At 32.1% G+C, this 15,048-nt stretch carries 10 protein-coding genes; all 10 read left to right on the top strand.

All coding sequences use genetic code 11. The annotated features are described in order from the left end of the window. Positions 1–4 precede the first annotated feature (4 nt). The 10 genes from cobM to EYW44_RS04780 all read left to right on the top strand — a co-directional run bounded on the left by cobM (position 5) and on the right by EYW44_RS04780 (position 14,911). Positions 5–1,852, top strand: a complete 1,848-nt coding sequence (gene cobM / locus EYW44_RS04825; RefSeq protein ID WP_243643602.1) for a precorrin-4 C(11)-methyltransferase — start codon at positions 5–7, stop codon at positions 1,850–1,852. 71 nt (positions 1,853–1,923) lie between these two features. Next, positions 1,924–2,658: a precorrin-6A/cobalt-precorrin-6A reductase gene (locus EYW44_RS04820; protein WP_132722544.1), complete on the top strand. Its 735-nt coding sequence runs from the start codon at positions 1,924–1,926 to the stop codon at positions 2,656–2,658. 161 nt (positions 2,659–2,819) lie between these two features. Further along, positions 2,820–3,182 carry a hypothetical protein gene (locus tag EYW44_RS04815; protein WP_132722543.1) on the top strand — a complete coding sequence of 121 codons (363 nt, stop codon included), beginning with the start codon at positions 2,820–2,822 and terminating at the stop codon, positions 3,180–3,182. A 190-nt stretch (positions 3,183–3,372) separates the two neighbouring features. Continuing rightward, complete coding sequence (locus EYW44_RS04810) at positions 3,373–4,473, top strand: cobalt-precorrin-5B (C(1))-methyltransferase (RefSeq protein WP_132722542.1); 1,101 nt, start codon at positions 3,373–3,375, stop codon at positions 4,471–4,473. Next, positions 4,470–5,180 carry a hypothetical protein gene (locus EYW44_RS04805; protein ID WP_132722541.1) on the top strand — a complete coding sequence of 237 codons (711 nt, stop codon included), beginning with the start codon at positions 4,470–4,472 and terminating at the stop codon, positions 5,178–5,180. The genes EYW44_RS04810 and EYW44_RS04805 overlap by 4 nt, the downstream gene beginning before the upstream one ends. A gap of 1 nt (position 5,181) precedes the next feature. Continuing rightward, on the top strand, positions 5,182–6,852 hold the full coding sequence (locus EYW44_RS04800; protein ID WP_132722540.1) for a VWA domain-containing protein: 1,671 nt from the start codon (positions 5,182–5,184) through the stop codon (positions 6,850–6,852). 3 nt (positions 6,853–6,855) lie between these two features. Continuing rightward, positions 6,856–8,145, top strand: coding sequence for a cobyrinate a,c-diamide synthase (locus EYW44_RS04795; protein WP_132722539.1), 1,290 nt, complete (start codon positions 6,856–6,858; stop codon positions 8,143–8,145). A 12-nt stretch (positions 8,146–8,157) separates the two neighbouring features. Next, entirely contained in the window at positions 8,158–11,904 is a 3,747-nt protein-coding gene (cobN, locus tag EYW44_RS04790) for a cobaltochelatase subunit CobN (protein WP_132722538.1), read from the top strand. A 135-nt stretch (positions 11,905–12,039) separates the two neighbouring features. After that, the gene (locus EYW44_RS04785) at positions 12,040–14,148 is read left to right on the top strand and encodes a reverse transcriptase domain-containing protein (protein WP_132722537.1); all 2,109 of its coding nucleotides are present in this window, start codon (positions 12,040–12,042) and stop codon (positions 14,146–14,148) included. Positions 14,149–14,710: 562 nt separating this feature from the next. Continuing rightward, the gene (locus tag EYW44_RS04780) at positions 14,711–14,911 is read left to right on the top strand and encodes a hypothetical protein (protein ID WP_132722536.1); all 201 of its coding nucleotides are present in this window, start codon (positions 14,711–14,713) and stop codon (positions 14,909–14,911) included. Positions 14,912–15,048 lie beyond the last annotated feature (137 nt).

Here is a 15,048-nt window from a genome sequence, read left to right as displayed (position 1 = left end):
AATCATGCCAGAAAAGATATTAAAAGTAGGAATCATCAACTTTACAGATCAAGGTTTTGAAATTGCGCAAACCCTTCAGAAAGAATTCCAAAGAAGTGTGATTTATTCCACAAGAAATATTACTGAAACAAAAGATAAAAAGCATATCGATTCGGTAAAAACGCTTTTAGAAAAGAGTTTTCAAAAATTTGATGCTTGGATATTTGTAGGTGCATTAGGCATTTGTGTTCGTAGCATTGCTGCCTATATTGAAGATAAAAAAACGGATCCGGCAGTAATTAATGTGGATGATCAAGGAAAATTTGCACAATCTGTTTTAAGCGGACATATTGGAAATGCAAATGAATTAACACTACAAATTGGTAGAATTCTACAGGCACAACCTGTTATTTCTACCTCTAGTGATTTACAAAATATCTGGTCTTTAGACACACTTGCTTCTCAATATAATTGGAAGACTAGCACTACAGATTTAAATAACGAGATTTCTCTATTTGTTAATAGAAAACCAACAGCTTTAGTCTTAAAAGTAAAAGACAAAGGAACGGAATATTTAGAAAAAACGTGTCCAGATTTTGTTTCTATCTACTACAATATAAATGATGTGGATTTCTCTAAACATGAGTTACTAATCTATGTTGGATATGAATTGATAGCAACTACCATTCCTACCCTAAGTTTTTACCCTCAATGTGTTGCTTTAGGTAGTGGTTGTGCAAAAGATATTGAACCAGAATTATTAATTGCTGGTATTGAGGAGGCTTTATTAAATGAAAAAATAGCCATTGAAAGTGTATTCGCTATTGGTTCTGCTGAAATAAAAACAGAAGAACAAGCTTATTTAGACTTTGCTGAAAAATACGAGATTCCATTTATTATTTACAATGGAGATGAATTGAACTCTGTAGAAGTTGCAAATCCTTCGGAAGTTGTAAAGAAAAAAGTGGGAGTTTACGGAGTATCTGAAGCTTGTGCAGCATTGATTGGAAATACTGAAACTTGGTTAGTTGAAAAAACCAAAGGAATTACCTCTTCTAATAAAAAGTACACCTATGCCCTATCTTTATCAAGCTCTTTTGAACGAAAAGCTGAAATTGCAATTGTAGGAGCTGGTTCTGGTGATCCTGAATTTTTAACCTTAAAAGGTCAGCAATTATTAGAAGAAGCAGATTGTATTTTATATGCTGGTAGTTTAGTTCCTGAAGAATTAACACATATGGCTAAAGAAGGTGCTTTAGTACGTAACTCAGCATCTATGACTTTAGAAGAGCAAATAAATATTGTAGATGAATATTATGCTCAAGGAAAAAAGATTGTTCGCTTACACTCCGGTGATCCTTCTATTTATGGTGCTATTCAAGAGCAAATGACTATTTTCGATGCGAAGGGATATGACTACTTCATCGTTCCTGGTATTTCATCATTCCAAGCGGCAGCTGCTTATTTAAAATCTGAATTTACCATTCCAGAAGTTGCACAAACCATTATTTTAACTCGTGGAGAAGGAAATACACCTACTCCAGAACACGAAAACATTGCCGACATGGCAAAATTACGTGCTACTATGTGTATCTTTTTAAGTGCTGGTATTGCTAAAAAAGTTCAGGCTGAATTATTAGAACATTATCCACCTGAAACTCCTTTAGCTGTTTTATATAGAGTTAGCTGGAAAGACGAAGAAGTTTGGACGGGTAAACTAACAGAAATGAGCCAGATTATTAAAGATAATAAGTTAACTAGAACTGTTTTAATCGTAGTTGGTGAGGCTGTAGGTGCTAGAAAAAACAGATCGTGGTTATATGATGATAATTGGCATCATATTTTTAGAAAGAAACAAAAAGCATTGAAATAATTAGATCTCAATAGATAAAGTTTAATCTATTAACTTTTGTTTCTTTGTTTCAATACAAAGAAAAATATATTATGATACTTGTTTTTGGTGGTACAACAGAAGGCAAAAAAGTGGCTCACTTTTTAGAAGATCTCAACTTAAGCTACACTTATACCACCAAAACAAAAATTAAGTTTGAAGGTAAAGGGACTTACATTTATGGAGCTATGGAACCAAGTGACATTGCTAATTTTTGTAAAAAAAACAAGATCACACATATCATAAATGCTGCTCATCCTTTTGCCGAAAACTTACATAACAATATTATTACGGCTGACATTGATATTCCTAAAATTCGATATGAACGTATTGTTTTAGAAAGAATCAACCATCCTTTAGTTAATTATCTATCTACTTTTGAAGAAGCTTTAGCATATTTAAAACGTCATAACTTTCAGCGTTTATTAGCATTATCTGGAGTAAACACGATACAAAAGCTAGCTCCGTATTGGCAAAAACATACTGCTTGGTTTCGTATTTTAGATAGAGACGAATCTAGAGCTGTTGCTTTAGCCGCAAACTTTCCTTTAGAAAACTTACTCTACGGTTTCCCACAAGAAGCATCTGAAGAAATAAAATTATTCAACCTTTACAAACCTGAAGTTATCATCACAAAAGAGAGTGGTATAAACGGAAAATTACAGCAAAAAATTAATGCTGCTACTGCTACTCAAACCCCTATCATTATTATTAAAAAACCAACACTATCTTCTATTTACCTTCAAATCAAATCGATAAAAAAATTAAAAGAAATTTTGTTAACATAGTTTTAAAATATTTAACATTTACCGCGCTCTTTCTTGTAAGTATTCTACATTTTTTCTAAATTGCTAAAACAATTATTCCCTCTATTTATATCATTAATGAGCCCATACACTCTTAATCTTCTAACCAAAGTACTCATAGTGCTTACAATCTTGGATGTCTCATGTTTAAAAAAGTTTTAATTTGTATTATCTGTGCAGTTTTTATAAGCTGTCATTCAGATTTTGACAAAGATAGATGGCTGGTAAACGTTGATGGTGAATATACCTGTAGAGACGAAATGTTGGACAACTTAATCAATGACTACCATCTAAAAGGAAAAACGTACGGAGAGGTATTAACTTTATTAGGAAACCCAGACAATCATTGTAATTATAACAACTACGAACTTGGTTATGTAATAACAAAAGTACATACCAATACAGATACTGTAAAAACAAAATCTCTTGTTTTATATTTAGATAAACCTCAAGAAGAAGTAAATTTGTCTTCTAAAGTAATTGATGTAAAAGTGATTTATTGGTAATACCGTTTTAAGTTTAAAAGTTCTTTTAATACTATTCGCTATTACTTAATGTAAGTATAGAGAAAAAACTATTCTCAATACATTTTTACTGATGATACGGACTAAAGTTTATCTTGGACCATAGTCAAAAAATTCAATCATCAATAAAACACTCGAACTGACATACCTAAAATAATAAAAGTACTAAATATTGAGTGATTTACAAGAAATACCAGACAAACCTTTACGTAGTGGATATACTACAGGAGCTTGTGCAACTGCCTGCACCAAAGCTAGTTTGTTAGCGCTTGTAAATCAAAAAAACACCAACGAAATAACTATCACCTTACCAATTGGAAGAGATGCTACTTTCCATATAAAGGAATGTAAATTATCTAAACTTTCTGCTACTTGTTCAGTTATTAAAGATGCAGGCGATGATCCGGATGTTACTCATAAAGCTGAAATTTCTGCAAAAGTAACTTTTAATAATACTGGGACTATTGAGTTTAAAAAAGGTGAAGGTGTTGGTTTAGTTACTCTTCCAGGATTAGAAATAGCAGTTGGCGAACCTGCTATAAATCCTGTGCCTCGTAAAATGATGACCACTGTATGTCATAAAATTTTATCAGACTACAATCTTACCAACAAAGGTGTAACCATAGAAATTTCAGTGAAAAATGGAGAACAACTAGCCAAGCGAACTTTAAATAGTCGATTAGGTATTTTAGGAGGTATCTCTATTTTAGGTACGACAGGTATTGTTACTCCTTTTTCTGCTGCATCTTACATTGCTAGCATTCAACAAGGAATAGATGTTGCCATAGCGAATCAGCATAAAACTTTACTAATCAATTCAGGTGGAAGAAGTGAAAAAGCTTTGAAAAATGTGTTTCCTAATTTTCCAGAAGCTGCTTGCATACATTACGGTAATTGGATTCAAGAAACTTTTGAGAAAATTCATATTTCTAAAGAGATTCAACAAGTTAATATGGGAATCATGCTTGGTAAAGCCTCAAAACTAGCACAAGGACACACCAATACTCATAGTAATAAAACAAGTTGGAACAAACAATTTATTCATCAATTGGCTATAGAAGCAGGCTATAATAAAGAGACTGCCGATAAGGTTTTAGCGTTAAATATGGCGGGTAGGTTACAAGAAATCTTTACTTTTGATGCTGAAGAAAATTTTTACCAAAAATTACTTCAAAAATGTTATGAGCACTGTATAAAAATAGCGCCCAAAACAACACTAAATATTTATTTGATAAACAATAACAATCAAGTTATACCGTATAAAAAAGTATGAGTTTTTTAAACTTTACACGACCATTAATTGCAGGTGTTTTACATTCTTTTGAACCTGACCATATTTCTGCTGTTTCTGTTTTAGCTGCTGAAAATGCCATCAAAAAGAAAAAAGTAACCTTAAAAAGTGTTTTTACTGCTTCGCAATGGGCTTTTGGACACTCTGTAACATTGTTACTTTTTGGAGGAATTGCTCTTTTATTTAGAACACTTCTTTTATCTTTTATAGAAGATATTTCTTTTTATGCAGAAGTTGCTGTAGGACCTATTATGATTTGGTTGGGTATTACTGCTATCCGAAGAAACCATAAGTTAAAAGAAATGATGGCAGACCATAAAAAGATTGAAGAACATGAACACGATCCTGGAAACTTAATCCATTTACATGGAAAATCAGGAGAAGAAATAGCCATGAATCCTATCAACCGATCTTTTTGGATAGGAATGTTACACGGATTAGCTGGAACTGGAGGCGCCTTAACCTCTGCCTTAGTAATTAGTGCGAGCACCATTTCTGAAGCTATTTGGATTTTAGTTGTAGAGTCTTTAGGTGTTATTATTGCAATGGCTGCCTATAGCTATGTACTTATTTTTACCATGAGCCGATTTATTGAGCGTAATATGAGTATTTTTAAATGGTTAAATGCTTCAATAGGAATTATTTCTATTATTGTTGGATGCGTTTGGATTTATAGAATTGTAATGTAATATGCAACACAAAACGAATTTTCCGTTTACAGGTATTGTTGGGCAAGACGATTTTAAATTATGCTTAATTTTAAATCTTATTGATCCAACTATTGGTGGTGTATTGGCTACTGGAGATAAAGGAACAGGTAAAACTACTACAGTTAGAGCCTTAAGTCAATTAATGGGTAATGATTTTCCTTTTGTAAACTTACCTATTGGTGCTACTGAAGATAGTGTATTAGGAAGTGTTAATTTAGAAGTATTATTAAAAGAGCAAAAAACACTTGTAAAAAAAGGCTTGTTAGCAAAAGCGCACCAAGGTTTTTTATACATAGATGAAGTGAACTTATTAAATGAATATTTGATGGATGTATTATTGGATGCATCTGCCTCTGGAGGCTATCATTTAGAGCGTGAGGGAATTTCGCAATGGTTGGATAGCCGTTTTTGTTTAGTAGGAACTATGAATCCTGAAGAAGGTGCTTTGCGTCCACAGTTATTAGATCGATTTGGATTGAATGTATTGATTGAAACTCCAAAAGATATTTCTGTTAGAAAGCAAATTGCCGATCATAGATTTTCTTTTGACACCAATCCTGAAGCTTTTTATGAAACATTTAAAAATCAGGAAGTAGCATTACAACAACAAATCACTGTTGCTAAAACACAATTAGCAACCATCGTATTGACTGATGCTATCAAAGAAATGTGTGCGCAACTTACACTTCAAAATCATGTAGAAGGAATGCGTGCCGATATTTTGTTATTAAAATCAACAAGGGCTTATGCTTCTTTTTTAAATAAATCAGAAGTTACCGAAGAACATGTATTAAAAATAGCTCCTTTTGTATTACAACACAGATCAAAAGAATACAATCCGCCTTCTAACAACAATCAAAAAGATAACAATAACAATGAATCATCCAACGATTCATCATCCGAAGAAAAAGAAAATCACCGACATGGTGAACAAAAATTTCAATTACCCGAAACTGTAAAAAACGAACTAAAGTTTACCTCTAGTGCCGTAAAAAAAAAAGGAATTGAAATAACAAAGCTAAAAGGAATTCAAAACACCAATATTCCTCAGCAAGAAGATAAATCATTAGCTGTTTTTAAAACGGTTAAAGAATATTTGATTACTGGAAATGTCACTCCTATTTATAAATACAAGCATCCAAAATCGATGTTACACATTGTATTTTTAATAGACACCAGTGCTTCTATGGCGATAGGAAAACAAATAGCTTACATCAAAGGACTTATTTTAAAAACAATAGAAGCAAATCCGCTGAAAAAAATAAAATATGCCGTGGTTGCCTTAGCTAATAACTCCTCTAAAATAGTACAGCCCTTTACCTCGAATACGCATTTAATTTCTGAAATAAGCTCGGAATTAAAAACACAAGGCAAAACCAACTTAAAAGATGCGTTTTTAAAAGTATATGAATTATTAAAATCGGTTAATAAAAAAGCAGTTCAGTTATTTGTGATGACTGACGGAAAAATAAATCACGGAGGAGATCAACCTTTTGAAATCGCTATTCAAACCTATAAAACATACCTTTCCAATTTAAAAAACACTACAATTATAGATACTGAATCGGGATTCATAAAATTAGGTCGTGCTAAAAATTTAGCTTCTCAATTAAAGGTTAGTTACATGCCTTTATCACAATTAAACTCGTAATACATGAAAAAATCGTTTTTAATAGCAGCTCCTTGGAGTAATTCTGGTAAAACAACCATTACTTTAGGTTTGTTACGTTTATTAAAAAACAAAGGGCTTCGTGTACAACCATTTAAATGTGGTCCAGACTATATTGATACGATTCATCACAGCTCAGCTGCGGGGATTTCGAGTGTAAATTTAGACTCTGTAATGATGTCTGACGAACACTTAACGGATGTTTTTGCTAAATACAGCAACAAGGTTGATATTAGTATTATTGAAGGAGTTATGGGACTGTTTGACGGTGCTGTTAAAGACAAAGGAAGTTCTTCTGAAATCGCAAAAAAACTAAATATACCAGTTATTTTAGTAGTCAATGCAAAATCTATGGCTTTTACAGTAGCTCCTATTTTAAAAGGATTGAAAGATTTTGATTCGAATGTACATATTGCTGGAGTTATCTTTAATTTTGTTAGAACCGAATCACATTATGCTTTTTTAAAAGAAGCTTGCGAAAGTATTGGGTTGACTAGCTTCGGATATATTCCGCCAAATGATGAAATCTCTATTCCTTCTCGTCATTTAGGATTGCATATTGATACTTCTTTTGAAGATGTAATAGAAAATGCGGCAGCGCATATAAACAAGCATATTTCTGTTGAAAACATGCTTACTAAAATAGCTACTATTCAAGTTCAAAAAAGAAATCTTACTACTCCTAAAACTTCAGAAAACATTAAAATAGCAGTTGCTAAAGATGAAGCTTTTACCTTTACCTATTTAGAGAACCTCGACTATTTTAAACAACTTGGTGAAGTCGTATACTTTAGCCCTATTCATGATACAGAAGTTCCAAAAGCAGATTTTATATATCTAGCTGGCGGTTATCCTGAACTGTATTTAGAGCAGTTATCGAATAATAAAACGATGCTTAAGGCTATTAAATCAGCTGCTGAAAATGGTGTAAAAATATTGGCGGAATGTGGCGGAATGATGTACTTAGGAAAAAGTATTATCGATGAAAAAGGCACTGAGTTTTCAATGGTAAATGTATTTGATTTCAACACTTCTATGGAACGAAAAAAATTAAGCTTGGGCTATCGTAGAGTTGTACTAAACAATCAAGAAATTTGGGGACATGAGTTTCATTACTCAAACATATTAAACGACGAAACAACAACTAATGTAGCTTCTATTTTTTCTGCTAGAAATAAAGAAGTGAACACAAAAATATATCAGTATAAAAATGTATTAGCAAGTTATATACATTTTTACTGGGGTGGTAATGGATTTGATCCAATACTCAAATAAACGAAAAAAATTATGCATCTAATAGCTACAATACCTGGAGGATGGAATCCTGATGATGATGGTGTTTTTTATATAGAACAACAACCTGGTGATATTGTTTTTTTAAGCGCCAGCGATACCGAAATTCATACCATGAATGAGGCATACAAAACGCTTCACGAAGAAAATAATGACATTCCGAGTTTACGAATGACCAATTTGGTGTATCTAAAGCAAGAATTAACTATTGATACCTATGCAGAGGATGTACTAGAAAATGCCAAAGTAATTGTATGTAGCTTGTTGGGAGGCATGAGTTATTATCAATATTTGGTAGAATCGCTATTAGAACTACAAGAAAAAACGGATTGTAAATTAATATTTATTCCTGCACATGAGCCCGATTATGAATTGATGAAACGCTCTTCAGAATCGATTGAAGTAGTGCATCAATGCAGACAATATTTACAAGAAGGAGGTAAAGAAAATGCTATTTCATTACTAAAATATTTATATCATCATTATTTTGATGCGCAAACAGCAACTATTGCTCCGAAGTCATTTGACAACCTCTTCTTTTTTATTCCAAAACACGGAATTGTAGCTAACGAAGACTTAGATAATTATGTAAACAGTAAGCAACCGAATGCTTTTATAATTGCTTACAGAGCGCATTATTTAGCCGATAATTTAGATCCTATTTACGAATTACACGATTCTTTAGCAGCCCAGAATTGTAATGCCATTACCTTGTTTGCTCATAATTTAAGAGAACAATCGGTATTGAAAGCGATTGAAAAAATGATGACCAACAACGGAAAACGAAATGTGGATGTTATTTTAAACACCACTGGTTTTACCGTAAAATCGATGGATGAAGGCGCTGAGTTTATTTTTGACAACTTAAATATTCCTGTATTACAAACTATTTTTTCTACTAGTAATAAAGATGTTTGGGAAGAAGGTCTGTTTGGCTTACCTCCTACTGATATTGCCATGAACATTGCATTACCAGAAATTGACGGTAGAATTATTGGTCGTGCTGTTTCTTTTAAAAAGGAAATCACAAAAGATCCGCTTACAGATAGCTCTATTATTAAATACGAAGCTTATAAACCTGCCTGCGATTTTATGGCGTTATTGGCAAAAAACTGGATTCATTTACAGCAACGCAACAATAATGAGAAAAAGATAGCTGTTATTTTACCAAACTATCCGAATAAAGATAGTCGCTTGGCAAATGGCGTTGGTTTAGATACGCCTGAAAGTTGCATTGTATTATTAGATGCTTTGCAAAATGCAGGCTATACTTTAGGTAATAACTTGCCTCAAAGTGGTACCGAATTAATGCATTGGTTAACACAATTAACAACTAATGACATTACTACTACAGATACGCGTCCGCATGCCATTACCTATTCAATCATAGATTTCAATAAACGATTTGAAACACTATCTGAAGAATTAAAAAATAAAATCACTACACAATGGGGCACACCTAATGACGATCCTTTTTTTACAGGAGATGCCTTTATTGTTCCAGGATTTGTTTTAGGAAATATTTTCATCAGTATACAACCTTCAAGAGGATACAATCAAGATCCGCAGGCTATTTATCACTCACCCGATTTACCACCAACCTATCAATATTTAGCCTACTATTTTTGGTTGCAAGACACTTATAATGCCGATGCCGTAATTCATTTAGGAAAACACGGAAATTTAGAGTGGTTGCCAGGGAAAAGTGTATCCTTAGACGATACTTCTTGTTTTCCTGCTGCTGTTTTTGGTGCCTTACCTCACTTCTACCCTTTTATTATCAATGATCCAGGAGAAGGAACACAAGCAAAAAGGCGAACACAAGCTGTGATTATTGATCATTTAATTCCGCCAATGACCAGGGCAGAAAATCATGGTAGCTTACTAAAACTAGAACATTTGGTAGATGAATACTACGAGGCTTCTACCTTAGATACCAAAAGAACCAAAGTATTAGAAAAAGAGATTGCCAATGTGGTAAAAGAAGCGCAATTGAATGTTGATTTAGGTATTCAATCTGATGATGTAGATGAGTTGTTGGTTAAATTGGATGGTTATTTATGCGAATTGAAAGAAGCGCAAATTAGAGATGGTTTGCATATTTTTGGGAAAGCTCCTATAAACGAACAGTTAATTGATTTATTGATTGCTTTGCATCGTACTGGCTCTTTTCAATCCAAAGGAATTACACAAGCCTTGGCTAACGATTTGGGAATTGATGGAAACATTCTATTACTTGATTATGCTGAAAAAATGGATATGATGATTGCTAACAAACAACATCATACCGTAGGACAAGTAATTGCTACTTTAGAAGACATCAGTAAAGAAAAATTGATTGATTATTTAAAAACTGATGCCCTACAAACTGAATATACCGAGTTAAACAATATACTCGTCACTATAAAAAATAAGACCTTAAAAGCAGTACAAAACACCACCGATGAAATTCGTTATTTGTTAGCTGGCTTAGATGGAAAATACGTTCCTTCAGGACCATCTGGCGCTCCAACTCGTGGTAGAATTGATTTATTACCTACGGGAAGAAATTTTTATTCGGTAGATGTTCGTACCATTCCCACAGAAACTGCCTACCGATTGGGAGAAAAAAGTGCACAATTAATTATTGAACGCTATTTACAAGAACATGGTGAATACCCTGAAACCATTGGTATTTCCGTTTGGGGAACCGCAACCATGCGTACGGGTGGTGACGATATTGCGCAAGCTTTGGCTTTAATGGGAGTACGCCCTGTATGGAAAAGTTTAAACAGGCGTGTGAGCGATTTTGAAGTAATTCCGATTGTAAAATTGGGTCGCCCTCGTATTGATGTTACCTTACGTATTTCAGGTTTTTTTAGAGATGCTTTTCCTGATGTTATCAATTTGTTCAATGCCGCAGTAAGTAAAGTTGCTGCTTTAGAAGAACCTTTAGATGACAACCCGATTCGTAAACGTTTTTTAGAAGAAGCTAAGCAATGGCTACAGCAAGGTTTATCTGAAGAAGAAAGTAATCAACGTGCTTTGTACAGAGTGTATGGTTCTAAACCAGGTTCGTACGGAGCAGGTTTGCAAGGTGTGATTGATGAAAAAAACTGGAATACTCAAGAGGATTTAGCGAAAGTATATATCAACTGGAGTGGTTATGCCTATGGAAATTCTAAGCAAGGAGTTTCTGCTCACGAATCTTTTCAGAATCGTTTGAAAGCTATGCAAATTGTAATGCAAAATCAGGACAATAGAGAGCATGATATTTTAGATAGTGATGATTATTATCAATTTCAGGGCGGACTGGCAAATGCCGTGAAAACGGTGAGTAAAAATGATCCTGATATTTACTTCGGAGATCATTCGCGACCAGAAACTCCAAAGGTAAAAACCTTGAAAGAGGAATTGCTAAAAGTATATCGTTCTCGTGTGATTAATCCGAAATGGATTGCAGGTGTGCAACGTCATGGCTACAAAGGTGCTTTTGAAATGTCTGCTACACTCGATTATTTATTTGCCTACGATGCAACCACCAATTTGGTAGATGATTTTATGTACGAAGGTATTACGGAAAGTTATCTATTAAACGAAGAAAACAAAGCTTTTATTAAAGAACATAATCCGTGGGCATTAAAAGATATGAGCGAACGTTTATTAGAAGCCATGCAACGTGGTATGTGGGCGAATCCGTCTGAAGAAATGAAACAGCAATTGGAGGATTTGTTTTTGGAAGGTGAAGGGGTTGTGGAGTAGGTTGTTTTAATATTTATTGTTTTGTTTATTTTAAATAGTTACATTTATTTATAAATACCTATTTAGAGATTAAACACAATTGTATTTAGCTCTGTTGTGGTAAATTTTAACCTACTCTAAACTACAAAGAATTGAATGAATCAATACGATAAACTCTTAACTCTAGAGAATTTTGAATTAGCTTTTTACAGATTAAAAACAGCTCAAAGAAACTTATATAAGAGTATCTATTATTCAGATTTAAAAATTTTTGAGACTTTTTTACAACCAAACATTCAAACTTTAATTGAGCAATTAAAAACAAAAACATATAAACCAGAAAGTGCTCACAAAATATTCATTCCAAAAAAAAATGAATTAGTTAGACCTCTTTCAATGCTTAAATTTACAGATTTATTAGTATATCAAGCGATAGTAAACATAGTTGCAGATTCAGCATATGATAAAATTGCGCCTTTGTATGGAAACACAATTTTTGGAAATATTGTAAATCCGTCAAGTTCTAATGAAGTAGACAAAATATTTTTCTTCCAACCTTGGAAAAAAAGCTGGAAAAAATTTAGTGAGCGTTCAATGAAATATTTTAATAAAGGGTATATATATTTATCCGAATTTGACATCGCATCCTTTTTTGATACGATTGATCATAATATCTTATTTCAAATCCTAAAAAAGAACTATGGTATTGAAAATTCTGTAATTGATTTATTGGATATTTGTCTAGAAACTTGGACAGGAGACTTCAATCATAAAACTTTTATTTCTAAACACGGAATACCTCAAGGACCACTTGCTTCTGCTTTTTTAGCTGATTTGTATTTAATTTATCTTGATGATGAAATCACAACAAAGGGTAAATTAGAAATTAAATATTTAAGATATGTTGATGATATAAGAATTTTCAGCAAAGACAAAAAAGTATCCAGAAAAGCTATAGCTGCTTTAGACTTAATTTCCAGAGACTTAGGACTAATTCCCCAAGGAGGTAAAATATTTACTAAAGAAATAATTGATATTAAAAAAGAGCTAAAAGTTCAAAACAATAAATTTTCAGCAATAAATAAAGAATACTTAAAAGAGACTGATGGTAAACCATCTAAAAAACTAAAATCCAAAACTCATCGTAAGTTAAAGAAACGATTCTTAGATTGTTTTGAGATTGATGACAACAAAAGAAAAGAAGACTATTTAGATAAAACAATAATAGGTTTTTCTCTTTTTAAATTAAATAAAGATAAGGAGATTAGAGACATCATAATTTTAAATTATGAATTACTTCTTACTCAATTTGAGGGAATTTTATTTTACTTACAAAAGCACTATAAAAACTCCGCAGATGTTCTATCATTTCTAAATTCAGTATTGAAAGATGAGGATATATTATTTCATCATCTAACAGCTTTAATATTCAAATGGTTTCCAAATATTGAGTTTAACGAAAATATATTTGAAAAATATATTTCTAAAGGAAATAGAAATTGGCTTGTTAGGTATTATATGATTGACTGGCTATATCACAATAAAAAAAATGAATTATTCGAACTATTATTAATTGGAAATGGTGGTAACTATTTTATAGAAAGAAAAATAAATGATTATAAATTTATATCTTCTACTGACGACACATTCAAAAAGCTGTTTACAATTAGATTACTAAAGAATAAAAAGGATTTACTGGCTCTACAAGGCTTATATCTTTCAATTCGAAACTTGAGTATATTTCTAGGTTTAAAAGTAAACAATGATTATAACAGCTATGTAAAAAGAATTAAAGGTGGAGTATTCGAAGATTACATTATACAAACTTTAAAAAACGCTTATAGTATAACAAATCCTGAAACATTTTTCAATAGAAATATCTGGGATAATGATGAAATTTATGATGTGTTAAATGAATCTCTTCTTGCTTATGAAAAGTTTAGATATAGTGAACCTTCAATCGCGATTTTGAACTTAAATAATTTCAACAACTTATGCTTCGACAAAATATGTGAACGTTTAAATATAAATAAGCCCGCAAATGAGTTCGGAGTAAATTTAGATGCAAGAATTATTAATGAAGAGCTTCCAAAAACAAATAGATATTGGATTGAAATTAATTCAAAGCGAAATCAAAAAACAGAAGCTCATCCTTATGACAAATACGGAAAAATCAGAGTTAAAATAGATAAAAACGAATTAAATAAATTACACGAAAAACAAATTGATTCTTTAAAAGAAATTTGTTTATACCGCAAATATTAAAAAAACTTGTCCCCAGCTACCCTGGCTCCCTAGCTCCCGCTAGTTTTCAAAACTAGTGGTGTCAACCAGTGATAATCCTGAAAAATTACTATTTTATATTTCTTATGATAATTTCGACCCAAAGAAATTAGTTTCAACACTTGACAAACTAACTCATGCTTACAAACAAACTACAAATAAGACTGATATAAAAATATGGCTTAACTAGAAATTTTATTTTCCCCCACCGCCACCTAAGCCAATAGAAACTGAATAATAACATTAAAACAAGGCTTAGCGCTCAACTCCTTTCGGGTGACAACCATTAAAAATCAATCCTATTTTTAATTATATTATTAACTCTACCCTATATTTCTATCTTTTTTTAAAAAAAATTAAAATTCACTTAATATTACATCACCACTATTTACTGCAACTACAGATAACTCCTATTGTATTTAAACCTTAAAGCTGTATTAAATACTATTTTTGACTCACAAGACATACTATTTAAAAAATAGCTATTAGAAAAAAGTATCACCAGTAATTTATTATTACTTTAATTGCACAAAAACAAAAAATTATGATTAATGTAAAAAGAATGGAAAAGATTAATCCACAAAATATTACCGCACCTAAGAAACACTATTTACATGCTATTGGAAATGGTATAAACTCATTAGGAGTGGCTACTGAAGATGAAATTAACAAATCACGCATAAACTTTAGATCCGATAAACGTTTGAAACAATTATTAAAAAACGTTGAATGTAAATTGGTGTAGTTAGTATTACAACTTTTTAAAGCCTACAACCTCAAAAATGCATTGGTATTTTTGAGGTTTTTTTGTGCTTTTTTGTCAAAATTGCTGCTGCTGCAATTTTTTTTTGCTGCTTTGCTCTTGTGTAACCGCAGCTTTGC

Source organism: Tenacibaculum sp. M341 (genome assembly GCF_004337695.1).
Lineage (GTDB): Bacteria > Bacteroidota > Bacteroidia > Flavobacteriales > Flavobacteriaceae > Polaribacter.
Note: the sequence above shows the minus strand (reverse complement) of the source record. Positions and strands in the feature narration are given on the sequence as shown.